General features: G+C 47.2%; 23 protein-coding genes and 1 pseudogene. 13 read left to right on the top strand and 11 right to left on the bottom strand.

The genetic code is table 11. The features are described from left to right. Positions 1-6 precede the first annotated feature (6 nt). On the bottom strand, positions 7-1,698 hold the full coding sequence (locus B5D50_RS06495; RefSeq protein ID WP_234975816.1) for an NAD(P)/FAD-dependent oxidoreductase: 1,692 nt from the start codon (positions 1,696-1,698) through the stop codon (positions 7-9). 112 nt (positions 1,699-1,810) lie between these two features. Between B5D50_RS06495 and B5D50_RS06490 the strand changes: the two genes are divergently transcribed. After that, positions 1,811-2,095 (top strand): hypothetical protein, encoded by a 285-nt coding sequence (locus tag B5D50_RS06490; RefSeq protein WP_078921772.1) that lies wholly within the window; start codon positions 1,811-1,813, stop codon positions 2,093-2,095. Between the two features lie 103 nt (positions 2,096-2,198). Here B5D50_RS06490 and B5D50_RS06485 read toward each other — a convergent pair. After that, positions 2,199-2,309: pseudogene (locus B5D50_RS06485) on the bottom strand (IS1 family transposase); the annotation flags it as partial. A gap of 186 nt (positions 2,310-2,495) precedes the next feature. On the opposite strand from B5D50_RS06485, the gene B5D50_RS06480 reads away from it, so the two are divergent. From B5D50_RS06480 to B5D50_RS06470, 3 genes are all read left to right on the top strand, one after another. Next, positions 2,496-2,642 (top strand): oxidoreductase-like domain-containing protein, encoded by a 147-nt coding sequence (locus tag B5D50_RS06480; protein ID WP_078921771.1) that lies wholly within the window; start codon positions 2,496-2,498, stop codon positions 2,640-2,642. A gap of 112 nt (positions 2,643-2,754) precedes the next feature. Continuing rightward, positions 2,755-3,798: an AAA family ATPase gene (locus tag B5D50_RS06475; protein WP_078921770.1), complete on the top strand. Its 1,044-nt coding sequence runs from the start codon at positions 2,755-2,757 to the stop codon at positions 3,796-3,798. Next, positions 3,791-5,098, top strand: a complete 1,308-nt coding sequence (locus tag B5D50_RS06470) for a vWA domain-containing protein (RefSeq protein ID WP_078921769.1) — start codon at positions 3,791-3,793, stop codon at positions 5,096-5,098. The genes B5D50_RS06475 and B5D50_RS06470 overlap by 8 nt, the downstream gene beginning before the upstream one ends. Positions 5,099-5,220: 122 nt before the next feature. On the opposite strand, the gene B5D50_RS06465 is transcribed toward B5D50_RS06470, so the two are convergent. Further along, positions 5,221-5,553, bottom strand: a complete 333-nt coding sequence (locus B5D50_RS06465) for a hypothetical protein (RefSeq protein ID WP_078921768.1) — start codon at positions 5,551-5,553, stop codon at positions 5,221-5,223. A 216-nt stretch (positions 5,554-5,769) separates the two neighbouring features. On the opposite strand from B5D50_RS06465, the gene recB reads away from it, so the two are divergent. Next, on the top strand, positions 5,770-9,348 hold the full coding sequence (gene recB, locus B5D50_RS06460) for an exodeoxyribonuclease V subunit beta (protein WP_078921767.1): 3,579 nt from the start codon (positions 5,770-5,772) through the stop codon (positions 9,346-9,348). Here recB and betI read toward each other — a convergent pair. Further along, positions 9,335-9,949 (bottom strand): transcriptional regulator BetI, encoded by a 615-nt coding sequence (gene betI, locus B5D50_RS06455; protein ID WP_159448592.1) that lies wholly within the window; start codon positions 9,947-9,949, stop codon positions 9,335-9,337. The two genes, recB and betI, sit on opposite strands and share 14 nt — an antisense overlap. A gap of 203 nt (positions 9,950-10,152) precedes the next feature. On the opposite strand from betI, the gene B5D50_RS06450 reads away from it, so the two are divergent. From B5D50_RS06450 to B5D50_RS06440, 3 genes are read left to right on the top strand one after another with little or no spacing between them, the layout of a single operon-like run. After that, positions 10,153-11,049: an ABC transporter ATP-binding protein gene (locus tag B5D50_RS06450; RefSeq protein WP_078921765.1), complete on the top strand. Its 897-nt coding sequence runs from the start codon at positions 10,153-10,155 to the stop codon at positions 11,047-11,049. Further along, on the top strand, positions 11,046-12,086 hold the full coding sequence (locus tag B5D50_RS06445) for an ABC transporter permease (protein ID WP_078921764.1): 1,041 nt from the start codon (positions 11,046-11,048) through the stop codon (positions 12,084-12,086). The genes B5D50_RS06450 and B5D50_RS06445 overlap by 4 nt, the downstream gene beginning before the upstream one ends. Before the next feature lie 11 nt (positions 12,087-12,097). Beyond that, positions 12,098-12,547 (top strand): GFA family protein, encoded by a 450-nt coding sequence (locus B5D50_RS06440; RefSeq protein WP_078921763.1) that lies wholly within the window; start codon positions 12,098-12,100, stop codon positions 12,545-12,547. A gap of 42 nt (positions 12,548-12,589) precedes the next feature. Here B5D50_RS06440 and B5D50_RS06435 read toward each other — a convergent pair whose 3' ends face one another. Genes B5D50_RS06435 through B5D50_RS06420 form a run of 4 tightly spaced genes read right to left on the bottom strand, consistent with a single transcriptional unit; the run spans position 12,590 to position 15,801 of the window. Further along, positions 12,590-13,123, bottom strand: a complete 534-nt coding sequence (locus tag B5D50_RS06435; RefSeq protein ID WP_078921762.1) for a TPM domain-containing protein — start codon at positions 13,121-13,123, stop codon at positions 12,590-12,592. After that, positions 13,117-14,076, bottom strand: a complete 960-nt coding sequence (locus B5D50_RS06430) for a TPM domain-containing protein (RefSeq protein ID WP_078921761.1) — start codon at positions 14,074-14,076, stop codon at positions 13,117-13,119. The genes B5D50_RS06435 and B5D50_RS06430 overlap by 7 nt, the downstream gene beginning before the upstream one ends. Positions 14,077-14,079: 3 nt before the next feature. After that, entirely contained in the window at positions 14,080-14,700 is a 621-nt protein-coding gene (locus tag B5D50_RS06425; RefSeq protein ID WP_078921760.1) for a LemA family protein, read from the bottom strand. Positions 14,701-14,760: 60 nt separating this feature from the next. Beyond that, positions 14,761-15,801: a YncE family protein gene (locus B5D50_RS06420; RefSeq protein WP_078921759.1), complete on the bottom strand. Its 1,041-nt coding sequence runs from the start codon at positions 15,799-15,801 to the stop codon at positions 14,761-14,763. 127 nt (positions 15,802-15,928) lie between these two features. Here B5D50_RS06420 and B5D50_RS06415 point away from each other — a divergent pair, with 127 nt between their 5' ends. Then, a complete protein-coding gene (locus tag B5D50_RS06415) occupies positions 15,929-17,881 on the top strand; it encodes a S41 family peptidase (protein ID WP_078921758.1) in 1,953 nt (650 codons plus the stop codon). Positions 17,882-17,963: 82 nt separating this feature from the next. Here B5D50_RS06415 and panC read toward each other — a convergent pair whose 3' ends face one another. Together panC and panB are read right to left on the bottom strand one after the other, a co-directional pair. Next, positions 17,964-18,839, bottom strand: coding sequence for a pantoate--beta-alanine ligase (panC, locus tag B5D50_RS06410; protein ID WP_078921757.1), 876 nt, complete (start codon positions 18,837-18,839; stop codon positions 17,964-17,966). Between the two features lie 27 nt (positions 18,840-18,866). Further along, on the bottom strand, positions 18,867-19,694 hold the full coding sequence (panB, locus tag B5D50_RS06405; protein ID WP_078921756.1) for a 3-methyl-2-oxobutanoate hydroxymethyltransferase: 828 nt from the start codon (positions 19,692-19,694) through the stop codon (positions 18,867-18,869). A 197-nt stretch (positions 19,695-19,891) separates the two neighbouring features. Between panB and B5D50_RS06400 the strand changes: the two genes are divergently transcribed. Both B5D50_RS06400 and B5D50_RS06395 read left to right on the top strand, forming a co-directional pair. Further along, entirely contained in the window at positions 19,892-21,568 is a 1,677-nt protein-coding gene (locus B5D50_RS06400) for a glutamine--tRNA ligase/YqeY domain fusion protein (protein ID WP_078921755.1), read from the top strand. A 226-nt stretch (positions 21,569-21,794) separates the two neighbouring features. Further along, positions 21,795-22,256: a hypothetical protein gene (locus tag B5D50_RS06395; RefSeq protein WP_078921754.1), complete on the top strand. Its 462-nt coding sequence runs from the start codon at positions 21,795-21,797 to the stop codon at positions 22,254-22,256. A gap of 87 nt (positions 22,257-22,343) precedes the next feature. Here the strand turns inward: B5D50_RS06395 and B5D50_RS06390 are convergent, their stop codons facing one another. Beyond that, on the bottom strand, positions 22,344-23,750 hold the full coding sequence (locus tag B5D50_RS06390) for an MFS transporter (RefSeq protein WP_159448591.1): 1,407 nt from the start codon (positions 23,748-23,750) through the stop codon (positions 22,344-22,346). A 265-nt stretch (positions 23,751-24,015) separates the two neighbouring features. On the opposite strand from B5D50_RS06390, the gene B5D50_RS06385 reads away from it, so the two are divergent. Together B5D50_RS06385 and B5D50_RS06380 are read left to right on the top strand one after the other, a co-directional pair. Next, positions 24,016-24,321, top strand: a complete 306-nt coding sequence (locus tag B5D50_RS06385) for a hypothetical protein (RefSeq protein ID WP_078921752.1) — start codon at positions 24,016-24,018, stop codon at positions 24,319-24,321. A gap of 203 nt (positions 24,322-24,524) precedes the next feature. Then, positions 24,525-26,312, top strand: coding sequence for a vWA domain-containing protein (locus B5D50_RS06380; RefSeq protein WP_078921751.1), 1,788 nt, complete (start codon positions 24,525-24,527; stop codon positions 26,310-26,312). Positions 26,313-26,370: the final 58 nt, after the last annotated feature.

Here is a 26,370-nt window from a genome sequence, read left to right as displayed (position 1 = left end):
AACTGGCTAGTTAACTGCATTTAAACTCAAAGCCACCGCTTCTGCTACTCTAACTCCATCGACACCTGCGGATAAAATCCCACCAGCATAACCTGCTCCTTCTCCGGCTGGATATAAGCCTTGCAGATTTAAGCTTTGCAGATCTTCGCCACGAGTAATCCTAAGTGGTGAAGAAGTGCGAGTTTCCACTCCAGTCAGCACCGCATCATACCTCGAGAAGCCCTTAATTTGCCGCTCAAACGCAGGTAAGGCCTCTCGAATCGCGGTAATCGCATAAGCTGGCAAGCTAGTTGTCAAATCAGTTAACTGCACACCCGGTTGATAGGATGGCTCGATTTGACCGAGTTGCTTAGACGGTATCCCTTTTAGAAAATCACCCACCAATTGGGCAGGCGCTCGATAGCTACCCTCACCTAATTCAAAGGCATGTGACTCCCAATGCCGCTGAAAATCCAAGCCAGCCAATACTGTTCCCGGATAATCCTCTGGCGAAATCCCGACCACAATCCCTGCATTAGCATTGCGCTCAGCCCGCGAATATTGGCTCATCCCATTCGTGACGACTCGATTTTCTTCTGAAGTCGCTGCGACCACTTGTCCTCCCGGACACATACAGAAGCTATACACCGAGCGGCCATTATTAGCATGATGTACCAATTTATAATCAGCAGCCCCGAGTAACTCATGCCCCGCCTGTTGTCCAAAACGAGCTTGATCAATCAGAGTTTGGGGATGCTCAATCCGAAAACCGATCGAAAACGGCTTGGCTTCCATAAAGACTTTGCGCTCAAACAGCATCTTGAAAGTGTCGCGGGCGCTATGCCCGAGCGCCAAAATCACATGATCACTGCGTAATTGCTCACCATTGGCCAGCATCACGCCGCGTACTTGCCCCTGCTCGATCAGCAAATCAGTGACCTGTCGCTGGAAACGAACTTCCCCCCCCAAGGCTTCGATCTGGGCACGCATATTCTCCACCATTTTCACTAAACGAAAAGTACCAATATGCGGCTTGCTAACATAGAGAATTTCTTCGGGTGCACCGGCTTTCACAAATTCAGTTAAGACTTTACGTCCATAATGTTTCGGGTCTTTGATTTGGCTATACAGCTTGCCATCAGAAAAGGTTCCTGCCCCGCCTTCTCCAAATTGCACATTGGACTCAGGATTGAGCACACTTTTACGCCACAAACCCCAAGTGTCTTTAGTGCGTTCGCGTACTTTTTTACCCCGCTCCAAAATAATCGGCTGGAAACCCATTTGTGCAAGCACTAGTCCTGCCATGATTCCGCACGGGCCAAAACCAATAATGAGTGGACGATGCGGCAATTCCTTAGGGGCTTGAGTCACAAAGTGATAGCGCGTATCCGGGCTTAGCGATACCTGTGGGTCATGGGAACATCGGCTCAAGACCGCTGCTTCGTTCGCCACCTGCACCTCTAAGGTGTAGACCAATCTGATCGCCGTCCGCTTACGCGCATCATAACCACGCTTAAAGATCGTGAAATCAATTAAATCGGTAGCAGCTATCCCTAACTTTTCTAAAATCGCAGTGGTTAAGGCTTCAGGGCTATGTTCAAGCGGTAGGCGCAGTTCAGTTAGGCGTATCATGAGCGTGGGGTTCAAACGTAATCGAGGAAGAGCGACATGATAAGCTATTTGCAAAAAAATATCCGCAGCACTCATTTTGAGTGCCATCAGCCTCCCCTAATTAAGGGATATAAATCATTGAAACAACCCATTAAACTTTTAACAAAGAAAAAAGTTTTAATTCTGCTGTTGGTCATGAGCTGAAATAACGAGGCTACTGATGAAACGTATAATCTTAACTACTTTAGGTATAAGCTTAATTGTAAGCAGCCTAAGTTTAAGTGCTCGTCAAAATAATGCTGGCGGCACGATAGACATTGATGCCTTAAAAAAAGATGGCTATGCCTGTGAGGTAGTATCCGCAGGGTTTGTTGAGTGCACCAAAAATGGCTCACCTACCTATTGGTGCACTTCAGGAACTTGTACCCAAGCCCCCAAGGTCATGCGCCCTCCCACTTCTCGCCTTCCCAGTGATGTCTATAAACCACCGATTAGTTTTAACTAAATTTAGTTAACCATGAGCTATGATCTAACCTAGCAAACCTGATCGGAAAGACTTGAGAAGCGCTGCATGTTTTTTGCGACAACCACCTTGAAAAGGTAATGATTTAGATGACTTGAAAGAACTCCCTGTTGATGAACTCACCGATGACCTTATCATGCATTTCGATTGACTTAGAGGAACAGAGGGTCTTGCGTTGTAGGCGCTTGGTGCGGGTTAGGCTTCCCAGTCAAATGCTTGCCATCAGAACCTCACCGGAAAAAATCCTCATCTTACTGCAAGTCCAACTTCAACTCATCTAAATCACGACCGGATAGGCTGTAGCCGTTTACCAATAGCGGCCATAAGCTTAGCTCATCCATTTAGGCTAGAATCAGCCTATGCTATTGAGAGACCCATCGTGATGAATGAAGAAGCCCCCCTCCCACCCGCGCCGAATGAATGCTGTGAAAACGGCTGTGATCCTTGTGTTTGGGATATTTACTATGAAGCCTTGCGGCAATGGCAAGAACAGCAGCAAAAGAACCCTGAAAAAGAGCAGGCGGCCTAGTGTAGCTAGTCGTGGCTATCCCTTCTATCCCCTCGGCCTAATAAACTATAGGGCTTGAGATTTGTTTTAATGCTCTTAAGCTTATCAACCAAGGCTAATTTAAAGGCTAATTATGCGTCCGCTATTTCTGAGTTCTGTTTTAGACCAAGAATTTCTTGCCACTTTGCAAGCGAGTCATACGCCTGTCATGCTCTGGGGACCACCCGGCGTAGGTAAGTCACAGATTGTTGCACAAGTCGGGCAACGTCATGCGGTTCCGGTGATTGATCTGCGTTTGTCGCAAATGGAACCCAGTGATTTGCGCGGCATTCCCTTTCGGGAAGGAAATTTAGTGGAATGGGCAATTCCCGCCATGCTCCCGGATGCACAGCGACATGGCGCACAAGGGATTTTGTTTCTGGATGAAATCACCTCAGCCGTACCTAGTGTGTCCGCCGCCGCCTATCAATTGATTCTTGATCGACGTTTGGGTGATTATCGCGTACCTGAGGGTTGGGCAATTTTTGCAGCTGGCAATCGACAAGGTGATCGTGGCGTAACTTATACTATGCCAGCCCCTCTTGCGAATCGCTTTTCCCATTTTGAAGTAGAACTGAATCTGGATGATTGGGTGGCTTGGGCGTATCAACATCAGCTCGATGAGCGCATTATTGGCTTTCTACGCTTTCGCCCTGAGCTATTATTCAAATTTGACCCTGCTCATAATCCGGTTGCCTTCCCGACACCACGCTCTTGGGAGTTTGCCCATCGAGCACTCCAAAAATTTGCGAACTCGCCGCAGCTTTTGCTCAATACACTGCAAGCCTGTGTCGGTACGGCAGCGGGTATTGAGCTGAAAGCGTTTATTGATCATTTAGATCAAATGCCTGATATTGATGCTATTTTGCGCGGTGAAACGGTCAAAACACCGCAAGAGGTCGACTTACAATATGCGGTCGCATCTGCCTTAGTCGGGCGCGCCATTCGTGCTCAGGGGAGCGAGCAGGCAGGACAAGTGTATGGCTATATTCTGACTTATGCCAAAGCCCTGCCCTTACGTGAAATGGGAGTGATGTTAGTATCGGATATGCTACGTGCCGTGGGCGAACCGTTGTTCAGTGTGCCGGAATTTGCACTTTGGGCAGAAACAATTGGCGATGTGATGCTATATGACTGAACTTTCCGCTCAAGCTATTGAAGACAAATTAGTCGCGGCGCGCACCCGCCTGATTTTAGATCAACCCTTTTTAGGTGCTTTAGTTTTACGTTTACCCTTGCAAGTCGCCCAGCCAGCTTGGTGTCCGACCACCGGTACGGATGCCCGAAAATTTTATTATAACCCCGCCTACATTGCCGAATTGCGCCCTGCCGAGCTGCAATTTGTGTTAGCACATGAGGCCTTGCACTGTGCGTTGGGGCATTTTGTGCGTCGCCAACATCGAGTTAAACATCGCTGGGATTTGGCCTGTGATTATGCGATTAATCCGATTTTGCTGGATGAAGGGCTCAAGCCCCCACCGGGTATACTGATGCTTAAGGAGTATGCGGGGCTAACAGCCGAAGAAATTTACCCTTGCATTGCCGATAATGATCATTCTGAAACCCTTGATCAGCATTTATACGATAAAGAAGACTCTTCCCATCAAGGTAGCCAAGATCAGCAGAGTAATCCACTGGATCAGTGCCCATCCGAATCTGACCCAGCCAAGCAACAACCCAACCCATCACCATCGGCTGAATCCCGCCAGAGCAGCGAGCCAACTTCGGCTTCTAGTTCTCAACCTAATCAAACCGAGTTTGATCCTGCTGCCAATGGGGGTAAGCCCCCGCCTTTAAGCCAACAAGAAGCCGAGGACTTAGGTGTTCAATGGCAGCAACGGTTGGCAGGGGCTGCACAACAGGCCGAACAAGCAGGCAAATTAAGTGGAGTGATGAAGCGCTTAGTCCAAGAACTACTGCGTCCACGCTTACCGTGGCGACATCTACTTGCACATTATTTCACGGGTTTAGCTCGTGATGACTATACCTATACCCGCCCTTCCAACCGGCGCGGTAATCCAGCCATTTTCCCTAGCCTGAAAAGCCAACAAATTAATGCGGTCATCGCTTTGGATGTCAGTGGTTCAATTAGCGATGCTGAATTGCAGGAATGTTTAGCAGAAATTAACGCCATCAAAGGCCAAGTGCGGGCGCGGATTAGCTTGCTCGCTTGTGATGCAGACCTTGTGGAAGGTTTTCCCCGCGTGTTTGAGCCATGGGAAGAATTGAGTTTGCCACCAGATTTAGCGGGTGGCGGTACAACCGATTTTCGTCCGGTGTTTACTTGGATCAGCCAACAAGATCAAGCTCCCGATATTTTGGTTTATTTCACCGATGCAGCAGGGTTTTTTCCAACTCTAGAGCCGAATTATCCGGTATTGTGGCTAGTCAAAGGTCGCAAGGATGTCCCTTGGGGAATGAAAATACAATTGAACTAAACTTGAATTAAATTTGAACTAAATATTTCATAAATTCCCCGATTGCTTAACAACCGGGGATACTGACAGAATCACTTAATTGTTATTCATAATTGATTATTGAACTGAATCAACCGACCCTATTAACTTTGGGTGGGTTTATCAGTCGTTACCGCAGCAGGTTGCTCAGGCGTCTCAACTTTGACTTCAGGAGCTTCTGGCTCTTTAGGCTCTGTTTTAGCCTGTGTAGCTTCTGATTTTTTAGGTTCTGCTTTAACCTCAGTACTCTCGCAAGCTTTTTGAGCCATTGGTTCGCAAGTCACCACGGTTGGCTCAACTTCCACTTTGACTTCAACAGGGACTTCCGTCGGTGTGACAGTGACAGTTGGCTGCGCTTCTGGCGCTGCACCTGCAAACACAGCACTGGCTGCACTTAAAGCAATAAAAGTAGTCAGAGGAATAAGAACTGATTTCATAATACGATCTCCATATCAAGGGGTAGTGCACTACAGGCACGTCCTTGTGCCTGGGCGATAAGCTTGTATTAGCGCCTCCATCGGTAGCTGAACACAAGCTTAACCGTAATAACGCTTAACTTTGAATCGCGTTGACAACTCACGAAGAAATAACCAAAAATAACGAAAATTTTTTAATGTTAGCTAACGCACTGAGGCTTGCGATAAACTACCCGCATGCAAGCTCTTGATCCGCTCAGTATTCCTTTAAACGGTAAAAATCTCATCCAAGCCAGTGCCGGTACGGGCAAAACTTGGACTATTTCCTTGCTGTATTTACGTCTAATCCTCGAGCAATTGCTCACCGTCGATAAGATCTTAGTGGTCACCTACACCCGTGCTGCCACCGATGAATTACGTTCACGAATTCGCGCCCGCTTAAAAGCCGCCGTCGCTGCTTATGAACAACCAACCCTAGCCAGTGATGAATATCAAGCTTTATTAGCCCAATATCCCGCTGATCCTGAACGCTTGTGGTATTTACAGCGTGCCTTGTTGAGCTTTGATGAGGCAGCCGTCTTCACCATCCATAGTTTTTGCCAGCGCGTCTTGCAGCAACATGCGTTTGAAGTTGGCATTCCCTTTGAAAGTGAATTGGTATCCAGTGAAGCTGAGCTGCAATTGCAACTGGCCGATCAATTCTGGCAACAGCGCTTAGTTCACCCTCAGGCTTTAGATGCTCTAGTGCTTAGCAGTCGTTCAATCACACCCGAAAAGCTTCTCCAAGAAGTACGAGAATTTATTGGTCGGCCTTATCTAACAGTCATCCGTCAACCGCGTGTCACTGAGACTGATTTTATCCTTATAAAACAAGGCTATACGGATTTATTAGAACAAGCCAAGCAGGTTTGGCTGACTGAACAAACCGACATACTTAAGCTCCTTCATGATAAAGAGCGCTTAAATCAAAACAGTTATAGCCCTACCCAAGTGCAGAAGGCCTTAGCCGCTTGGCAGGCAGTTTTAGCCGGTCAATGTCAAGAAGAGACATACACCTTACTCGAAAAATTAAGCAGCCCGGCCCTAGCCAGTAAAACCAAAGCTAAGCAAGCCGCACCTCAACATCGTTTTTTTGATTTAATAACAGAGCTTTTACCGCTTTTTCAACAACTGTTAGCCATACAAACTCTAGCCTTAGAGCAACTCGTTTATGACTTGTTACTGTGGTTAAGAGAGCAATTACCTGAGCGCAAACGGCTCAAAGGCCAACTCAGCTTTGATGATTTATTACTCAATTTGCAAACTGCCTTACACGCTCGCCCCTCATTAGCTGCTCAAGTGGCTGAACAATACCCTGTAGCTTTAATTGATGAGTTCCAAGATACCGATCCGATTCAATACTCCGTGTTTGAGCATATTTACCAGCCTACACTAGGGCAGGTTTATTATGTCGGTGATCCCAAACAGGCCATTTATAGCTTCCGTGGCGCAGATATTTATACTTATCTACAAGCTGCGACCGGGGTTAAACCTGAACAACGCTATACCTTGGCACGCAATTTTCGCTCACAGCCGAAATTATTGCAGGCTTTTAATTATTTGTATGCTCGCTCACAAGATCCGTTTCGTAATGATCAGCGTATTGATTATGAAACGGTCAGTAGTGGAGGGACTGTTAAGGGAGAACTACACACTGAACCCGCTTTAGCGCCTTTGCGTATTTGGGATATACAAGGTGATCCTGAGCAACCGGCTAGCTTAGCTAAGGTGCAAACAGCGGTTGCTCAAGCAGTGGCAAATGATATCGCGCATTTACTATGCCAAGGCCAACAAGGTTTAGCCCATATTGAAGGTCAGGCGATTACCAGTGGTGATTTTGCAGTACTCGTGCGCAGCCATCGCCAAGGCCGTCTAATCAAAGAAGCCCTTCAAGCTTGCGGTATCGCCAGTGTGCAAAAATCACCACTGGGTATTTTTGAAACTGAAGAAGCCGCAGAACTCCGATTAGTTCTGACTGCGATTGCTCAGCCAAACCAAATCAGCCAATTACGGCGGGCTTTGGTGACAGAACTGATGGGTGGCACGGCGGAAACTTTAGCAAACTTAGACGCTAACCCAGCCCTATTTGACCATGAGCTAGAAGACTTTTTCCGTTGGCAAGCGCTTTGGCAAAAACAGGGTTTTATGCGGATGTTTCGGGATTGGTTACAGCGGCGAGCGGTGCGGGCGCGTTTGCTGGCTTATATTGACGGTGAACGACGCTTGACGAATCTGTTGCATCTAGCTGAACTGATTCATCTTGAAACACGCCAACAAGCCTTGAGTATGCAAGGCTGTTTGCGTTGGTTACAGCGCCGAGCAGCCGAGCAAACGGGTGAAGAACACCAATTACGCCTAGAAAGTGATGAAAACTTAGTGCAAATCGTCACTATCCACAAAAGCAAGGGTTTGCAATATAAAATTGTTTATTGCCCTTTTTTATGGAATGACCAAGAAAAAGCGCTGAAGACAGCATGGTTTGCTTGGTATGACACACAAGAAGGGCAAACTTGTTTACAAGCCAGCCACTTTAATCTAGAAGCTGCCAAACAAGCACGACAAGCCGAAGAGCGCAGCGAAAATCTACGCTTATTATATGTAGCCATGACTCGTGCTCAATACCATTGCACACTTGTCAATCTCAGTGCAGCGGTGACTTATAAAAATTTTAGCTATGACACGGCTTTAACGTGGTTACTATTCGGACATTTGCCAGCTAGTGCTAAGCTCCTCGGCAGCTTAGGCAAACCTGATACGATTGCCCAACGCCAGCAGCTCATGCAGCAAGCTCTAACTGACCTCGTTGAGGAAGCACAAGCAACCATTAGTTGGCAGGCTCTGCCCGATGCACTAGAGCCACTACGTTATCAAGCACCTAAGTCTAGCCAACCGTTTCAAGTGCGCGAGTTCAAGCAACAACTCCCTGAAATTTTACGGGTAGGCAGTTTCAGTAGCCTGACTTTGGGTACCCATGATTATGACCATCGCCCCGATTATGATCACCCTGCTCACCTTGAACTCTATAGCAGTTCGCCGCTGCCACTGGATTTAACCCAGTTTCCAACGGGTTCTCGAGCGGGAGTTTGTTTACATAACCTGCTAGAACAAGCCGATTTTCAGCAACCCCTCTGTGAGCAGGTTGAAACGGTCATTCTCAATGGCTTAAAAGGACAAGGTTTTAGCCCTAACCTCCAAACTGCAGCCATTCAGTTACTTCAACCCGCTTTATTAACACCTTTGCATCCACTGGTTGATTTTTCTTTGAGTTGTTTATCGAGAAAAGAACGTTTAAACGAACTAGAGTTTTATTTTCCAGTGCAGCAACTGAGTCCTGCCAAGCTTAAAATGGTCTTACACTTCTTGCCAGATGATGACCTATGGCAACCCATTCAGGCCGCGATTGAGCGCCTAGACTTTAAAGATTTAAGCGGCTATATGAAGGGCTATATTGATTTAGTGTTTCGGTGGGAGGGTAAATATTATTTAGTTGATTATAAATCAAATTGGCTAGGTGATGAGCCAGATGCTTATGCTCAGCCTAAACTCATGCAAGCGATGGCGGATGCACATTATTATTTACAATACTTGATTTACTGTGTCGCCCTGCATCGCTATTTAGCTCAGCGCTTAAGCGATTATCAGTGGGATACGCATTTTGGCGGCGTTTTTTATTTATTCTTACGCGGTATGCACCCTGATAACTTGCAACAAGGGGTTTTTTTTCATAAACCCGATCTCGAGCTGCTTGCAGCACTCGACTATATTATGCAGGTTTAAGCAGCAACTCTAAATTCTGCTCAACTAAGGCAATAGATTCCTCTAAGTGTTTGGGGCTATCACTAAAACGGTGGATGAACCAAACACCATGAATACTGGCTAGCAAGAGATTAGCAGCAGCCTGTGCCTTGGCACGATCACCGAGTAAAGCCCGAAAATCATGCGCAAGATTACTTTGAAAACGGCGATAATACACCCGTAATAGACGTGCAGCCCGAGCTTCATGGGCTGCTTGTGCCCAAAACTGCGGCCATACATCCCGAGCCTCAGGTGAGATATGCACTGAAGAAAAATTCATGCGAATCATAGCTTGTAAGCGTTTCTTTGGGTCAGATTCAGCACGGAAAATCGCTAAACTGGATTGGTGCAAATCACGCACTAAATACACATAAGCGGCATAAACTAGATTATCTTTAGTATCAAAATAGTGATGAATAATCCCGGTGGATAAATTAGCTCGTTGACTAATCCCTTTGGTGGTCAAACCACTTAAGCCATTGGTACTGATCTCCTCAAGTGTAGAGTGCATGATCCGCAATGGAGTCGATTCTTCTGTTAACTCACCGAAGGTGAAGCGTTCAGATATTTTGTGGTCGCTCATGACTATCTCCATCGACTTGGGACTACAGCTTAGGGTTGATTGACTACTCAGTCAATAGAAGAGCAGCTTTCCTGATAGAGAAGCACTCGTTTAAGCGGGTACATTAACCCACCGCGACAGAGTGGTTCGCCTAGTGAAGGCTAGGCTGTGAACTGCTTTGTGAACTGCTTGCAGCCTGATTCGTAATCCGTTCTAATGAAGGCATGAATATCCAGACACCGATCCTTGAAGTACGCCATCTGCACAAACATTATCCAAAAATAAAAGCCGTGGATGGCATTGATTTTTCTGTCCCTACTGGGATTTGTTTTGGTTTGCTAGGTCCTAATGGGGCTGGCAAAACGACCACCATTGAAATGATGGAGGGCATTATTCGCCCAAGCTCCGGGGAAATCTTATATAAAGGCGAACCAATGGGGCCACGTTTTAAAAACGAAGTGGGCATTCAGTTTCAATCGACTGCTTTGCAAGATTTTCTGACCGTCCGTGAGCATCTAAACTTTTTCAGTCGGCTCTATCCAAAAAATATGTCAGTGGATGAGCTGATTGAAATTTGCTCCTTGCAAGCTTATCTGGATCGAGATGCGCGTAAGCTTTCGGGTGGACAACGCCAACGTATGTTGCTAGCGATTGCTTTGGTGAATGATCCTGAGATCGTGTTTCTGGATGAACCTACTACTGGGCTTGATCCACAAGCGCGGTTGAATTTTTGGGAGCTGATTAATCGGATTAAAGCGCGCAATAAAACTGTGCTACTCACCACGCATTATATGGAGGAAGCTTATAAGCTGTGTGAGCAGATTGCGATTATGGATCATGGCAAAATCATTGCTCAAGGCTCACCGAATCAACTGCTCGCCGAACACTTCCAAGATGTGATTATTGAATTACCGGCGAGTGATTTCCCCGTCGCGGCTCAAACCCTACCACATCGACGCTTAGAAAAAGTCACACCGATGATTGAAATCAGTACCCGTGATGTGAATGCTACCCTTGCGGAATTATTACAAGCAGGCGCTTCTTTAGCCGGTTTACAAGTACGCCCCCGAAGTTTGGAAGATTTATTCTTAGAACTCACCGGTAAAGGACTCCGCCCATGAAGCTACAGCGTATTGGGGCTGTTATTTATGCCCGTAGCCTTGAGTTTATCCGCGACCGCTCTGCCCTATCGTGGAGCTTGGTGATGCCGATTGTGATGGTGCTAGGTTTAGCTTTTATTTTTTCCGGCGATGGGCAGCCCTTGTTTAAAGTTGGCGTGATTGCTGAGAACTTAGCCGCTGAGGCTAAACCTAATCCTAGTCTGCATCCGTTTTTAGCGACTAAACATATTGATTTTTATAGCTTACCCCCTGAGCAGCAAGCGATAGCCATTAAAAAGGTTGGCCGCCATCAAGTGGATATGCTCTTGGATCTACGGGCGGGGCAAATGCATTATTGGGTGAATACCGAATCACCTAAAGGCTATTTTCTGGAGCTATTGCTAACCGCCAGCAAAGGCCATCAACTCACCCAAGCGATTGTGAAAGGTGAACAAATTCGCTATGTGGATTGGGTCATTCCCGGCATTTTAGGCATGAATATGATGTTCAGTTGCCTTTGGGGTGTGGGCTATGTGATCGTGCGCTATCGCAAAAATGGTTACCTTAAGCGTTTGAACGCAACCCCACTTACCGCGACCGAATTTCTGTTAGGGCAAATTGTGTCGCGCATGGTCTTAGTGGTGGGTGTGAGTGTACTGGTGTTTACGCTCACGAATTTATTTATGCAGTTTGTGATGGAAGGTAGTTATCTGGATTTATTGGTAGTTTTGATCCTCGGTACTTTTACCTTAATCACCTTGGGTTTATTGGTTGCGAGCCGGGTGCGCAGTGAAGAGCTATCCGATGGTTTATTGAATCTACTGACTTGGCCGATGATGTTACTCTCAGGCGTATGGTTCTCGATGGAGGGTACCAATCCGATTATGCAATGGCTAAGCCAGCTATCCCCCCTCACGCATACGTTGACTGCTGCCCGTGCGATCATGTTAGATGGCGCTAGCCTTTGGCAAGTAACACCGCATTTATTCGTTTTGCTGGTCATGTCCGTGGTATTTTTAGCGATTGGTGCTTGGGGTTTCCGTTGGACCACTGATTAAGCGAGCTTATTATGCAAACTCAACCCTCAACTCTCTATCAAGGTGGCTGCTTATGTGGGCAGATTCGCTATGAAATCAGCCAGTTTGAACCGAAGATGGCGCATTGCCATTGCTCGATGTGCCGTAAATTTCATGGAGCCGCTTTTGCGAGCTTTGGCTCAGTACAGCGTGAAAACTTCCGCTGGTTACAAGGTGAAACCGAGTTAGTGGCTTATCAAGCCCCTAATGGCACCGTGCGCCGCTTTTGTAAACAATGTGGCTCAAGCTTGACCTTTGCTGACTCTGCCGAGGCGCTAGAGCTGATTGAAATCGCGCTCGGTAGTTTAGATACTCCCCTAGTTCAGCAGCCCGACGCTCATATTTATGTCGGTTCGAAAGCAAACTGGAGTGTGCTTGCTGATGGTCTGCCTCAATATGAAGCGGGGCGCAACAGCCACTGTTTGAATGCGGCGAAGACCTAAGGTGATTCAGCCACAACCCTACCGCTCATACCATTCTTAGGCCTAGATCAAAATAGGCCGATTCGCACGTTCATTGCCCCTGTCTTCGACTTGAAGGGTATAAAACGCCTGTAAGGTTTGGCCAATCAACTGCACACCCGCTAAGACCCCTTGTGCATACTTGTCTTGTTTAAATTCAGCGATCACTTGATCACAAATCGTTTGCCAATGCTCAGGAGCAACAAATTGATCAATACCCCGATCTGCTAATAGCTCAAGGTGATGCTCACAGATATTCACATACAACAGCATGCCACTATTGTATTGGGTATCCCAAACCTTAAACAGGCTGAATAGATCTAAAGCACGCTGGCGACTGTCCACCCAATAGGCTTGGCGTAGCGGCAGATTACCTTCAATAATCACCATAACCTCGCCCGGATGGCCTAATTCCGCCACGCCCACCGCCTGTTCGATTTGCTCAAGTTGGCTTGGTGTAAAATAACCCTTGGTGCGCCACGGCAGATAGAGCGCATGCCTCCACCAACGCTTCAAACTCGGGGTGGGGCTTAACTGAGTGTCTGCTTGTTTTACCATGAACCTGATGCACCTCCACCACCAAAACCGCCGCCACCACCACTATAACCCCCACCAGATGAGCCGCCACTACTCCAACCGCTCCCGCCTCCATAAACGACTCCACCCCGTCCACGACGACCACTGGCACGGCGGCTATCCATCTCTGTACCGATTAACAACAAGACAAATAAAAATCCGCCTAGGAACAAAGACAGGGCGAGCGATAAATCCACCACCCCATAGCCGATAAAAAAGCCCAAACCACCGATTAGACTAGCACTTAAGAACCGCCCCAACAAAGAACGTAAAAACTGCCCCAGCACCAATAAAAAAATACCTACCCCAAACAAACTGGCGAAAGGATCTTCAGCGGCTTGATGAGCTTGATCTTGGGCTTGCAGTGCTTGCGACTTAGCCAGCTCAGGATCCATTTGGAGAATCTGATCAATGCGATTCACTGCAGCGGTTAAACCACCCGCATAATCACCCTCTTTAAAAGCGGGGGTTATTTCTTCACGGATAATGCGACTCGTCATCACATCCGGTAGCACTGACTCTAAACCATAACCCGTTAAAATCTGTACTCGCCGATCTTGCACGGCAACGAAGATTAATAAGCCATTATCCGCTTGCGCCGTGCCAAGCTGCCATTGCTCAGCAAGGCGTAGGGCTGCATCAAAGGTCGATTCATTACCCGTTGATGGCACTAAGACAATCGCCAACTGCCCACGTCCAGCCTGATGGATCGCTCGTAACTGCGCCTCTAAAGCGGCTAATTCCGCAGCATTGAGGGTGTTGGTTTGGTCAATCACTGGCGCATTTAAACTCAACGAGCGGGCGGCGGGCTTATCGGTGGTTTCAGCCAAGGCTAGCGGTGCTACACTGGCAAAGAAGAGCAAACAGCTACTGAGCAATAGCCAAAACCGCCTAAAGCTTAGGCCAAAACTCAGCTCTTGCGGCGATATAAACATCAGTTATTGCCCAGCGGGTTTAGGCTGAGTGAAATCGACTTTAGGTGCACGCATAATAGTCGCCTCACTATCCACAGTGAAACCTTCCTTGGGTTTTAAACCAATCACTTTAGCGGTGAGATTTTCCGGGAATTGGCGCACAGTAGTATTAAAGACTTGAACTTGCTCAATATAGCGATTGCGTGCCACGGCAATCCGATTTTCAGTCCCTTCTAATTGAGCACTTAAATCACGAAAGACGGTATCTGATTTTAGGTTTGGATAATTCTCACTCACCACCAGTAAGCGAGACAGCGCACCACTTAACTCCGCTTGTGCCGCACCGAATTGCTGCATGGCTGCAGGGTCATTGAGGGTTTCTGGACTGAGCTTTAAACTCCCAACACTCGCCCGTGCATTGGTTACTTCAGTGAGTACATCCTTTTCTTGTGCTGCATAACCTTGCACGACACTCACTAAATTCGGCACTAAATCTGCACGGCGTTGATATTGGTTCAAAACCTCACCCCAAGTGGCTTTTACGGCCTCATCTTGGGCTTGCAAATTATTATAGCCACAACCACTCAATAGGCTGCTTAGCAAAATCAAAACCGCTAGATAAAAACGACCACCAAACTGCTTCATACTCATGCTCCATCAATGGGTTAAAGAGATTGTAGCTGGCTTTAGGCTTGCTTGTGAAATTTAAGGTTTAGCCAAATTGAGATTACGCTGCCACTGCCCTGTCTGAGCATTAACGAAAGAAACGACGGCTAAGCTGTTAGCTGCTGGTGTACACAAACTCGCAAACGCTAACTGCTGTTGATCAACACTCATATCCTCCGCTACTGTCGTTTGACAATCAGCCGGTAGTTGCCAATCCAAAGCTTGCTGCTGCTTGCGAGCTAAATCAAAACGCTGCATACCTTGGCGACTGGCAAACAACAAGGCTTGATGATCTGTAGTAAACACCGCAGAGCCTGTTGCACCCTTAACAGTGATCTGCTCTGCGGTTTGCAAATTAATGACTTGCGGTAGCACAGCCACATACTTGCCATCCCAACTAAAGACTACGGGTTGGCTAAACGGTGAGGGAGCTTGAATCGAATAGGTTTTTATTAATTTATTTTTAAATAAATCATAGATCTGCAGATCAGCTTTGTCTGTTTTGCCAGCTACATTTGCGGTTACATAGGCAAGTTTATTAATCGTAGCATCTAAGCCTAAGGCTAATAAGCGGGCTTTAGGTAAAGCCACCGTCGCTAAAATCTTACCATTACCCGTATGTAATACCTGTAACTGCGGTGTTCGGGTGTCATGAAACAGTTGTGCCGTGCCAGTTGCATTGGTAATCGCGGTCATCGGTCGATAACGACTCGCTGGTTGGGGTAAATTCGATATAGCTAAACGGCGTAAGCTTTTGCCAGTGCGATGCAGAATACTTAAACCAGCGGCTTCTAAGCGGGCAACCTTAAAACCATCTGGCGTAAACCCCATGATTAATTGCGTGGCCTCGTGCTGTAAAGCAAGGCTGTGCTCTAAAGCCCCAGTTTGCCCATTAAAGCTCAAAATAGCAGGTGATAGGCCTGTTTGCAGCCATAAAACCTGCCCTTGTTCTGGGCTTAAAGCTACATAGCTTTTATTCGGCACTTCAGCCGATAAAACTGGGTGAATGCTACTTAAGCTCACCATGACGCTGAATAACATAGCCGCCATCCCAGACTTCCATTGAGTTAGATTATGCATATTCTTTGCCCTGCTCAGCTAGATTAACCATCGGAAAATCGTTGAAGCTACCTGAATTTTCCAATGTTTCTTAAATGGGCAGCGTATACTGTCTAGCTGAAATCAACAACAACTTGGGGAGAATGCCATGTTAGAGCTTGCCGCTAGCCTACCTCGTTTAGCTGATAATTTACCCAAAGAAGCCGGCTTAACCCTTGCGGATAAACGCACGCTCGTCAATCAAGCCAAAGTTCTTATTGAACAAGTTTATGCCCATATTTATCTGAAAAAAGCCTTGTATGCCATTGACCCAGTACAGCGCTTAAGCCTATTACAATACCGCTTAGAAAATCCTAGCGATCTAGTTGTCAACAGCGAGCTGGAATTTCATCGAGAACTCCTCGCCATTTTTACAAGCTTGCATGATTTACATACCAATTATGTCTTACCAGCGCCCTACAATGCTTTGACTGCTGTCTTGCCCTTTCTTGTGGAGGAGTATTTTGATGATCAGCAGCAAGCCCATTATCTAATCACCAAAATCAGTAGCGTCGCCACTGTCACCGATAGTTTTAAAGCCGGAGTGGAGTTAATCCTCTGGAATGGTTTACCGATTCAAGAAGCGATTCGCTTAAATGGTGAACAAAGCGGAGGCAGTAATCCAGCAGCTCGCTATGCCGTTGGCTTACGCTCCCTTACCATTCGACCCTTAGCGATTAATTTACCCCCCTTAGAGCACCGGATTTATCTGCAATACAAAACAGCTGAGGGTAGCTTACACGAGCTGGCTTTGGAATGGTTGGTTTTAAAGCAAATGGGCGGTTTGGCAACAGACCTAGGTTTGACAGCTAGCCCAGATGAGCTATTACCTTTACCTCAGCGACCGAGTGATATTTATCGTGACTTTTTAATGGGTAACCAACTAGAAGGTGATTATATTAATCAAGCCCGTAAAAAATTATTTGTTGAATTCCGTCGCCCTACCCGCCGCAACTCCACTCGGCGCGCTGATAGTACAGAAGTCAAATCACTGCTACCCGATATTAATGCGCGGGCAGTGAATACCCCAAGCGGAAGTTTTGCTTATCTGCGCTTATTTTCTTTCATGGTGCAGGATGATCAGGCCTTTCTTGAAGAGATTATTCGCCTGCTCAAACTTCTCCCCTCCAACGGTTTGATTCTCGATGTACGTGGTAATTCAGGCGGCTTGATTACCGCCGCTGAGCGACTATTACAAATTTTTACCCCACAGCGGATTGAACCAGAAAAGGCACAATTTATTAGTACTTCGCTGATTCGTGAATTATGTATTCGTAACTCACCCTCGCCTATCGCTCCACAGATCAATCTTAAAGCATGGGTACCCTCGCTTAAACAAGCACCCGTCACAGGTACGCTGTATTCGACTGCTCATGCCATCACAACCGAAGAAGAAGCGAATAATATCGGCCAACGATATACCGGCCCAGTGGTTTTAATCACGGATGCTCATTGTTATAGCGCAACCGATATGTTTGCAGCGGGCTTTAGAGACCATAAAATTGGCAAAATTTTAGGTGCTAGTGATAATACGGGTGCAGGTGGAGCGAATGTTTGGCAACATTTGGTCTTGCGGGTGTTAGCCGAAGCACCGGGGCGGGCTGAGAATAATACCTTGACTAAAGCCTTCACTGAATTACCCCGTATGGCAGATTTTCGGGTGTCAAGTCGGCGGATGCTGCGGTCAGGTGAACAAGCGGGTCTTCCCTTAGAAGACTTCGGCGTAGAACCGGACGAACGTCATTATATGACGCGCACCGATCTTTTAAACGAAAACCAAGACTTGATTCATCATGCCGCCAAACTACTACTTACCCAAGCCCGTTATCCCCTGACGGTCAAACTGGATACGAATCAGTGTGCACTACAGGTGAGCAGTGAAGGCATTGACCGCGTTGACTGGTATCTGGATGACCGCCCTGCAGGTTCAGTTGAGGTGAGGAATAATGCAGTGACCCTACAATTGCCCAAAACCAGCACAGAACGTCTATTACGCCTAGAAGGTTTCGCCAAGGATACCAAAGTAGCTACCACACAAATTAAGCTTAAATGCAATAGCTGAGTACCGCTGGCCTTGAACAGCGACTAGCTCCAGCACCGCTGTTCAAAGCTTTAAGTGTTGAAATTGTTCGGCTTAAACCCGTTTAAACAATCCGCCCGTCTTTTAAAAACACTTGTACATTATCAATTAAGCGAGCCTTCCCTAGCCATGCAGAAACGAGAATCACTAAATTCTCATCGCCTCGGGTAGGTATTTGTAAATCATTGGCACGGCGCACTTCAAAATACTCTGGGCGAAAGCCATGCTCAGCTAAATGCCCGATCATAATTTGCTGAATCGACTCAAAGCCCTCTTCCGTGACTTGGCCTTGTGCCACCATTTGCTGAGCCGCCTCCTGCAAAGTCTGATGCAAATAAGGCGCTTGTTGGCGCTGCTCGGGGGTCAAATAGCCATTGCGTGAACTCATGGCCAAACCATCAGCCTCGCGGACTGCAGTCACCCCGACAATCTGTACATTAATATTCAGATCTTTCACCATTTGCCGCACCACCAGCAATTGTTGAAAATCTTTCTCACCAAAAATAGCAATATCCGGTTCCACTAAATTGAATAATTTGCAAACGACCGTCGCCACCCCCGTAAAATGCCCAGGGCGCTTTTCACCCTCGAGAATATCACTAATCCCCGGTGCTTCGACTTTAGTGCGCAGTTTACCAGTCGGATACATACTCTCTGGAGTGGGAGCAAAAACTAAATCGGTATTGAGCTTGGCTAGATAGCCACAATCAGCATCTAAGGTTTTCGGGTAAGCCGCTAAATCCTCGGGGCGATCAAATTGAGCCGGATTCACGAAAATCGAAACCACGACTTTAGTTCCCATTGCTTTAGCACGCTCGACTAAAGTCAGGTGTCCACCATGTAGATTGCCCATCGTCGGGACAAAAGCAATCGTTTCGCCATTCCGTCGCCAAGTACGGATGTGTGCGTGTAGCTCTTCAATCTGATGCACTAATTGCATGCTTGAGTTCTCCTGTTATTAGCCTGCCTAAACTAAACACTGCGCATCAGCAGGGAAGCTACCGCCTTTCACTGCCTCAACATAAGCACGAATCGCCTGCGGAATCGTGCGGCCTTCTTGCATAAAACTCTGCGAGAAACGCGGCGCACGCGGGGTAATGCCGAGCATATCGTGTAAAACCAGTACTTGCCCATCACAAGCTCGACCCGCACCAATGCCAATCACAGGCACTTCGACTGCCTGAGTAATCGCCGCTGCGAGGGTTTCAGGTACACATTCCAATAAGATCATATCAGCTCCGGCTTCTTGCAACGCTAACGCATCCGCTTGCATTTGCTGAGCGACCGCTGCCTCACGACCTTGCACCCGATACCCGCCTAATTTATGCACCGATTGCGGTTGTAAACCTAAATGTGCACAGACCGGTACGCCATGATGAGTGAGTTGCTTAACGGTCGCTACTTGCGGTGCGCCCCCTTCAAGCTTGACCATGTGGGCATGGCTTTCTTGCATCAGACGCGCACTATTACGCAAGGCCATTTCTGGCGAGGTATAACTCATAAAAGGTAAATCAGCCAGTACTAAAGCTGTTTGGGCGACTGCTGCCACGGTACGGGTGTGATAAATCATATCCTCCACTGTGACAGGAATCGTTGTCGGATGGCCTTGAATCACCATCCCTAGCGAGTCCCCAATAAGGATCACATCGACCCCTTGCTCATCTAAAACTCGTCCAAAACTTGCATCATAAGCGGTCAGCATGACAATTTTTTCTTGCTCTTGCTTCATTTTGCGTAAGGTCGTGACGGTACGGCGCTTGACCGTTTTAGCGCCTGAGCTAGCTTTTTGATCCATGATAGGTACTCCTCCGAATGTCGGAGGCACAGTATAACCCGAAAAATCTGCTACTATTCAAGCAATTTTGCGCCGCACAAGGAGCTGTTTCCTACCGTCTGGCGTTGAGAAAAATTGCTCGAAAGGCCTGTACTAGACATACTAGCCGACACAGAGTCTAATTCTTATCTTGCAATCACTGAAAAAAGCTAAAAACTATGAGCGATACCAGCCGTCCCTTAAACTTTATTGAGCGCATCGTTGAAGATGACCTCGCCAATCATGTGGTGAGTGAAGTAAAAACCCGCTTTCCACCCGAACCCAATGGCTATTTACATTTAGGTCATGCCAAATCCATTTGGCTGAATTTTGGTTTAGCCCAGCGTTATGGTGGCCAATGTAATTTGCGGATGGATGACACCAATCCGGTCAAAGAAGATGAAGAATATGTCGAGGCCATTCAAACTGATGTGCAATGGCTAGGCTATCAGTGGGCAGGGCAAGTCCGCTATGCCTCGGATTATTTTGATCAATTGCATGCATGGGCGGTGTATTTAATTCAACACGGCAAAGCTTTTGTCTGCGATTTAAGTGCTGAGCAAATGCGCGAATATCGCGGCACGCTGACTGAGCCGGGTAAAAATAGCCCCTATCGTGATCGCTCCGTTGAAGAAAATCTGGCTTTGTTTGCAAAAATGCGGGCGGGTGAATTTGCCGATGGCGCTTGCTCACTCCGCGCCAAAATTGATATGAGCTCACCCAATATCAATTTACGTGATCCGGTGTTATATCGGATTAAGCACGCCTCGCATCATCAAACAGGGGATAAATGGTGTATTTATCCGTCTTATGATTATGCTCATGGGCAAAGTGATGCGATTGAAGGGATCACCCATTCGATCTGTACCTTGGAGTTTGAAGCACATCGACCTTTATACGATTGGTGTATTGATAATCTGCCCGTACCTGCCAAGCCACATCAGTATGAATTTTCACGTTTGAATGTGAATTATACCGTCACCAGCAAGCGCAAGCTCAAGCAATTGGTGGATGAAAAGCATGTCGATGGTTGGGATGACCCACGTATGCCAACGATTGCAGGTATGCGCCGCCGTGGTTTTACCCCGCAAGCTTTACGTGATTTCTGCGAAATGGCGGGCGTGACTAAAGTCGATGGTGTGGTCGACATCAGTATGCTAGAGCATGCATTGCGCGAAGACTTAAATGCCCTCGCGCCACGGGCGATGTGTGTTTTACATCCGCTCAAAGTAATCTTAACCAATTATCCTGAAGATCAAACCGAAACCCTAGTTGCTCCACGTCACCCCCAACGCGAAGATTGGGGGAATCGTGAGCTGCACTTTTGCCGCGAACTGTATATCGACCAAGATGATTTCCGCGAAACCACCAATAAGCAATACAAACGCCTCGTCCTTGGTAAGCGGGTGCGCTTGCGCAATGCTTATGTGATTGAAGCCGATGAAGCCATTAAAGATGCTAAGGGTCAAATTATCGAACTACGTGCACGAGTGATTGCAGACACAGTTGGCAAAGACCCTGCTGATGGCATTAAAGCCAAAGGGGTGATTCATTGGGTGTCTGCCCGCGAGCACCTTGATTGCGAAGTGCGTTTATATGATCGCTTATTCTCTGATCCCGCCCCCGATGCAGGCGATAAAAACTTCTTGGACTTTATGAATCCCGATAGCTTAAAGATCCTCCACGGCTGCAAGGCTGAACGGAGTTTAGCCCAAGCCACCCTCAATGATCGCTATCAATTTGAGCGCGAAGGTTATTTTATACTGGATTCACGCTATTCCAGCGCCGATCAGCCCGTCTTCAATCGAATTATTGGCTTAAAAGATACTTGGGGTAAGATCGAGCAAGAGGGTTAATAACCTGTTAAAACAGCCTGCTGATTTGATATGAGTAGGCTGATATCGCTAAACCAATTATTTTTCTATAGCAATTATTCTAAAGCTTGCAACAAGCTCATCCCCTAAATAAGGGATCAGCCTTCCCCTTTCTTTTCACAATTAGCGCATTTTTGCCACAAATTCAGCGCGTATCTTTACCCCTGTCGAAACAAAAAATTTTAAACAAGCTCACAAGGGAAATATCATGAAACTGAAAGCTCTACTCTCTGGTTTATTGGTGGCTGGCACGATTTTAGGCTCTTCTGCTGCAATGGCTGCACCGGGGCATGGATATGCTTCTAACTCGGTCAATTTAGGTGCTTTGGCAGCGCGGATTGATAGTGGTGTAGCCACAGGCAAATTAACTCGTGGTGAAGAGCGGATGCTCCGTTCTGAACTGAAAAGCTTGCGTTATTCATTGAAAGTCGCCTTAAAAGATCATCGTTTGACAAATAAAGAGCGCAGCTCATTGGAACACAAAGAAAGTCGCTTAAAACGCAGTATTTATAAACTCAGCAACAACCGAATCCTTGCACGCGGTTATCAACATGATCGCCACCACGACCGCTATGATGATAAGCGTGGCAACTATCAGCATGTAAAGAACGATAAAACCGTTGCGATTATTCGTGCTTTACCCACTGGGTCAATGATCCACGTGAAATAATCCCAACGGATTAACAGCTCAACTTAAGGGTGTTAGTGTTTGAGGGGCTAGGGTCAGTCTCCATCAGGAGCTGGCCCTTTTAAGCGGTTAAACACTCACTGCCAGCGGCCGCTCTTTAGAAAAATAAGTCGCCGCCAGCGCAAAGATCAAGGATAGACCCACCGCCCAGCGCACCACTTCCATTAAATCCGTATAATGCTCTGGAGTAATTTTCGCCTGCCCGATCATCAGCGACATCAATAAAGTGATCACCGCTGTCCCTAACATCTGCCCAAGTAGGCGCGATAAATTCAATAAGGCCGAGGACATACCCAACCGTTCTGGTGGTACTGAACCCAGTACACTATTGGTATTGGGAGTGGAAAACAGCCCAAAACCAACCCCAAAGGCCATCAAGCACAGCAGAATAATCCAAATCGGGGTAGCAGGGCCAACCGTCACCACTAATAAGGCCAAGCCCGCCACCATCGCTAAACAACCCAAAGTTGCCAAGAGGCGCGGTCGATAGCGATCCGATAAACGCCCAGCTAACGGGGCCAAGAGCGTCATCACGATTGCTTGTACCATCAAGACTTGCCCTGCCGTGGTGGGCGTCATGCCACGATTATATTGCAGATACAAACTCAGCAAAAAAATCAAACCATAATTACTGGCATACACCATGATTGACGCGGCTAAAGCTCGAGAAAAAGGTCGATTGCCCAGCACTAAATTTAACCGTACTAAGGGGCTAGGCACGGTGTAGCAATGATGAATAAAAATCCCGATAAAGACTGCACCGATCACTAAGCCAATGGTGGCCTTCAGATCTGGAAGCATACTTAAACCGACAAACACACCAATCATGCCAATCGCCATATACAGAGTACCGACTAAATCTAAGCGATCAGCCTGAGCACTTCGCCATTCACCCTTCATGGTCAAACCAGCCAGCATCAAAACAATGATGACTAATGGCAAAGGAAACCAAAAAACTGCCTGCCAACCAAACTGCTCCGTCACCCAGCCGCCTAATAAAGGGCCACAGGTCAAGCCTAAATAAATCGAAGCGACCAGCCAACCTAAAGCAGCCCCTCGGCCTTGCTGAAACACACTGGTAATAATCGCCATTCCGGTGGTAAAAAACATCGCGCTACTAATGCCTTGAATCACCCGACTGAATAGCAATAGTTCAATAGTTTGTGCAAAGCCAGCAATCAAGCTACCGATACTAAATAGAACACCACCGATTAAAAAAATGCGCTTGCGCCCATGTTGATCCGCTAACCGCCCTGCCGGTAGCATCATCAGCAGATTACTTAATAAAAAAGCCGCCGGAATCCAGCTGGCATAGACAGCACTAACATGCAAATCCTCAGAAATGGCAGGCACTGCCACAAAAGAACCCGATAAAGAAACCGGTGTTAAAAAACTACTAATACACACCACAATTAAGACTACATAACGGGCAACAGGGTTGTCCTGATAGTAGCGCTCGGTTTGTTGACTATCCACCACAAGTATCCAAAAAATTACGCAAGGTCGGATACTAACATGCCCGCTAAAAACACACTGCTTCTAGGTTTATGCTTAAGCAGTGTAATCGACTTGAGTAGAAGGTAGGCGACACGATCTTAAATCTGTCTCGATACTCTGGTACTTCCTTATTCTTTGCACAGTTAAGCGCGTATTTACTACGCAATTCAACCCTAGGCTTGTATACCAAGAACACTCTTGCTGCGTTATTGAGTTTACCCACCCCAAATCGAGGAGCATTTGCATGAAGAAAATACTATCCCTTGCCATTTTCGGTAGCAGCCTGCTCATAGCGAGTACAGGCGCACTCGCCTCCCAATGTGCGACTGGCTATTCTGGTTATCATCGCCCTGCCCCTACCCGTGCTGCAGTAGTGCATTATCAGCGCCAGAATCACCGCGTCGTGAATTATCGTAATCAATGTGTGCGTGTCGATGGGCGTGTCACTCGAGCGGAACGCAATTGTCTAAGTAATCGTCATTATCGACCCACTCAATACCAACACCCGCACCAGCGGCGCTCTCAAAGTGGTGGTTATAGCCACCATTAAGCCACTATTACACAGTCTCTTTCTGCATTTTGGGCAATCTTCGGATTGCCTTTTTTTAGCTTGATCGGCGCATATCGGCGTTCATCTGCAATCGCTGGCTTTACTCCACTCAGCCAATAGCATACCAATCAGTTTAGTCTATACTTACTATGAGTACTTCACACAAATACGCTAATTAACGATTCGGCGAGGGGGAATTGTCAATGCATAAGCCTGATAACTTTTATACTTTGGGTACAGCTATCCTACTGAGTTTAGCCAGCACGACACTAGCAGCGGCTGATAATAAAACTATTTTAGTCCTCGATGCTTCTGGCAGCATGTGGGAACAAATCGAGGGCAAACCTAAAATCGAAATTGCCCGCACAGCCCTTAAATCCATGCTCGCCGACTGGCCAGAGGGTCAGGAAGTGGGGTTAGTGGCTTATGGGCATCGCAGTAAAGGCGATTGCAAGGATATTGAAACCCTGTTACCAGTGGGTACTTTAGATGCAGACAAAATCGGTAAAGTGGTCGATGGCTTGATCCCTAAAGGCAAAACGCCCTTATCCGCTGCCGTTCAGCAAGCCGCCGAAGCACTCAAATATACCGAAGAGCAAGCCACGGTCATTCTAATCAGCGATGGCAAAGAAACCTGTGATAGAGATCCCTGTGTACTCGGTGCTGAATTAGAAAAAGCAGGGGTAAACTTCACCGCACATGTGATTGGCTTTGATGTGGCTAAACTCGAAGACCAAGCTGGGCTAAAATGCTTAGCAGACAATACCGGAGGCAAATTTATTGCGGCCGCCAATGCCAAGGAACTCAATCAAGCTCTCATAGCAACCGTGCAACTACCTGTCGTCGAGGCCACGACACCTGCACCTGAACCCGCGAAACCTACCCCAGCCCCTCTCCCCAGTGCAAAAATCACGGCGCCTAGCACTGCCGAAAAAGGCACACTCATTAAAATTGAGCATCAAGCCGAACAACCGGGGCTAGAAGGCCATGTTTATCTGTATGCTAAAGGTAAAGATCAAAGCATTACTTATGGCTATGTCCGCCCCGAGGGTGATCGCTATCCACCGACTGAACTACGCTTACCCGCCACGCCCGGGGATTATACCCTCAGCTGGAAAGATCCTCAGGAGCAACTCCTAGCTGAAACTGCGATTACTGTCACTGAAGCCCATATTGCACTGAAGGTGCCTGAATCTGCGCCCAAAGGTACACTCCTCAAAGTCGGCTTAACCGCCCCAGCCAATCTCGAAGGCCATGTACATATTGTTGCCAAGGGTAAAGATAAAAGTATTACTTATGGTTATGTCCGACCCAATCCGCAAGGGGGCTATTTAGATGCTGAACTTCGCCTACCGGTTGAAACGGGGGCTTATGAAATCAAATGGCTATCTGATCGCAATGAACTACTCGCAGCTGCGCCGATTCAAGTCACTGAAAGTGAGGTTAAGCTTGAACTCCCTGCCTCAGCACCAAAAGGGACTTTACTGAAAATCGGTTTAACCGCCCCAGATGGTTTAGCCGGACATGTACATATTTTTGCTAAAGGTAAAGATCAAAGCATCACCTATGGCTATGTGCGTGAAAACCCCATTAAAGGTTATGAACCGACGGAATTCAGCTTACCCGCCACCCCCGGCGATTATGAAGTGAAATGGCTATCTGAGCGCAATGAGCTGCTAGCGGAAGCGCCTATCCAAGTGACTGAGGCCGATATTCGTTTGTCAGCCCCGGATCAGGTACAAAAATCCACTGAAATCCAGATCGCTCTGCAAGGCCCTGATGGTTTGAGCGGCCATATCCACTTATTTGCTAAAGGGAAAGACCAAAGCATTACTTATGGCTATGTACGGGCCAGCGCTACGCAAGGCTATGAACCTGCCACTTTAACCGTCCCTGATCAACTCGGTGAATACAGCTTGCGTTGGCTGACTGATCGCAATGAGCTACTCACCGAAACACCGATTAAAGTTGTGGAAAACATTAGTGAATGAGGGGCAGTGATAACGCTCAATTGCATTGCTAAGCGCCCTTTGGCATGATCCAAGATAG

Source organism: Thiothrix eikelboomii, from assembly GCF_900167255.1.
GTDB classification, from domain to species: domain Bacteria; phylum Pseudomonadota; class Gammaproteobacteria; order Thiotrichales; family Thiotrichaceae; genus Thiolinea; species Thiolinea eikelboomii.
This window is presented reverse-complemented; position numbering and strand designations above follow the sequence as displayed.

Bases quoted from the DNA above. Each gene is read 5' to 3' on its own strand.
- B5D50_RS06495 (WP_234975816.1), bottom strand. From the start codon at position 1,698: ATGGCACTCAAAATGAGTGCTGCGGATATTTTTTTGCAAATAGCTTAT.
- B5D50_RS06490 (WP_078921772.1), top strand. From the start codon at position 1,811: ATGAAACGTATAATCTTAACTACTTTAGGTATAAGCTTAATTGTAAGC.
- B5D50_RS06480 (WP_078921771.1), top strand. From the start codon at position 2,496: ATGAATGAAGAAGCCCCCCTCCCACCCGCGCCGAATGAATGCTGTGAA.
- B5D50_RS06475 (WP_078921770.1), top strand. From the start codon at position 2,755: ATGCGTCCGCTATTTCTGAGTTCTGTTTTAGACCAAGAATTTCTTGCC.
- B5D50_RS06470 (WP_078921769.1), top strand. From the start codon at position 3,791: ATGACTGAACTTTCCGCTCAAGCTATTGAAGACAAATTAGTCGCGGCG.
- B5D50_RS06465 (WP_078921768.1), bottom strand. From the start codon at position 5,553: ATGAAATCAGTTCTTATTCCTCTGACTACTTTTATTGCTTTAAGTGCA.
- recB (WP_078921767.1), top strand. From the start codon at position 5,770: ATGCAAGCTCTTGATCCGCTCAGTATTCCTTTAAACGGTAAAAATCTC.
- betI (WP_159448592.1), bottom strand. From the start codon at position 9,949: ATGAGCGACCACAAAATATCTGAACGCTTCACCTTCGGTGAGTTAACA.
- B5D50_RS06450 (WP_078921765.1), top strand. From the start codon at position 10,153: ATGAATATCCAGACACCGATCCTTGAAGTACGCCATCTGCACAAACAT.
- B5D50_RS06445 (WP_078921764.1), top strand. From the start codon at position 11,046: ATGAAGCTACAGCGTATTGGGGCTGTTATTTATGCCCGTAGCCTTGAG.
- B5D50_RS06440 (WP_078921763.1), top strand. From the start codon at position 12,098: ATGCAAACTCAACCCTCAACTCTCTATCAAGGTGGCTGCTTATGTGGG.
- B5D50_RS06435 (WP_078921762.1), bottom strand. From the start codon at position 13,123: ATGGTAAAACAAGCAGACACTCAGTTAAGCCCCACCCCGAGTTTGAAG.
- B5D50_RS06430 (WP_078921761.1), bottom strand. From the start codon at position 14,076: ATGTTTATATCGCCGCAAGAGCTGAGTTTTGGCCTAAGCTTTAGGCGG.
- B5D50_RS06425 (WP_078921760.1), bottom strand. From the start codon at position 14,700: ATGAAGCAGTTTGGTGGTCGTTTTTATCTAGCGGTTTTGATTTTGCTA.
- B5D50_RS06420 (WP_078921759.1), bottom strand. From the start codon at position 15,801: ATGCATAATCTAACTCAATGGAAGTCTGGGATGGCGGCTATGTTATTC.
- B5D50_RS06415 (WP_078921758.1), top strand. From the start codon at position 15,929: ATGTTAGAGCTTGCCGCTAGCCTACCTCGTTTAGCTGATAATTTACCC.
- panC (WP_078921757.1), bottom strand. From the start codon at position 18,839: ATGCAATTAGTGCATCAGATTGAAGAGCTACACGCACACATCCGTACT.
- panB (WP_078921756.1), bottom strand. From the start codon at position 19,694: ATGGATCAAAAAGCTAGCTCAGGCGCTAAAACGGTCAAGCGCCGTACC.
- B5D50_RS06400 (WP_078921755.1), top strand. From the start codon at position 19,892: ATGAGCGATACCAGCCGTCCCTTAAACTTTATTGAGCGCATCGTTGAA.
- B5D50_RS06395 (WP_078921754.1), top strand. From the start codon at position 21,795: ATGAAACTGAAAGCTCTACTCTCTGGTTTATTGGTGGCTGGCACGATT.
- B5D50_RS06385 (WP_078921752.1), top strand. From the start codon at position 24,016: ATGAAGAAAATACTATCCCTTGCCATTTTCGGTAGCAGCCTGCTCATA.
- B5D50_RS06380 (WP_078921751.1), top strand. From the start codon at position 24,525: ATGCATAAGCCTGATAACTTTTATACTTTGGGTACAGCTATCCTACTG.